At 44.3% G+C, this 681-nt stretch carries 1 protein-coding gene; it reads left to right on the top strand.

What is annotated here, in order from left to right; all coding sequences use genetic code 11:
* Window positions 1-654 (top strand): type A chloramphenicol O-acetyltransferase (catA, locus tag SB756_RS28020; protein WP_214680055.1); only part of this gene is annotated, 654 nt, incomplete at its 5' end.
* Between the last annotated feature and the right edge of the window lie 27 nt (window positions 655-681).

The raw sequence follows: 681 nt of genomic DNA, 5'->3' as shown, positions 1-681 counted from the left end.
AAAAAAATCACTGGATATACCACCGTTGATATATCCCAATGGCATCGTAAAGAACATTTTGAGGCATTTCAGTCAGTTGCTCAATGTACCTATAACCAGACCGTTCAGCTGGATATTACGGCCTTTTTAAAGACCGTAAAGAAAAATAAGCACAAGTTTTATCCGGCCTTTATTCACATTCTTGCCCGCCTGATGAATGCTCATCCGGAATTCCGTATGGCAATGAAAGACGGTGAGCTGGTGATATGGGATAGTGTTCACCCTTGTTACACCGTTTTCCATGAGCAAACTGAAACGTTTTCATCGCTCTGGAGTGAATACCACGACGATTTCCGGCAGTTTCTACACATATATTCGCAAGATGTGGCGTGTTACGGTGAAAACCTGGCCTATTTCCCTAAAGGGTTTATTGAGAATATGTTTTTCGTCTCAGCCAATCCCTGGGTGAGTTTCACCAGTTTTGATTTAAACGTGGCCAATATGGACAACTTCTTCGCCCCCGTTTTCACCATGGGCAAATATTATACGCAAGGCGACAAGGTGCTGATGCCGCTGGCGATTCAGGTTCATCATGCCGTTTGTGATGGCTTCCATGTCGGCAGAATGCTTAATGAATTACAACAGTACTGCGATGAGTGGCAGGGCGGGGCGTAATTTTTTTAAGGCAGTTATTGGTGCCCT

It is taken from the genome of Pseudomonas sp. SIMBA_068, from assembly GCF_046534705.1.
Classification (GTDB): Bacteria; Pseudomonadota; Gammaproteobacteria; order Pseudomonadales; family Pseudomonadaceae; genus Aquipseudomonas; species Aquipseudomonas putida.
This window is presented reverse-complemented; position numbering and strand designations above follow the sequence as displayed.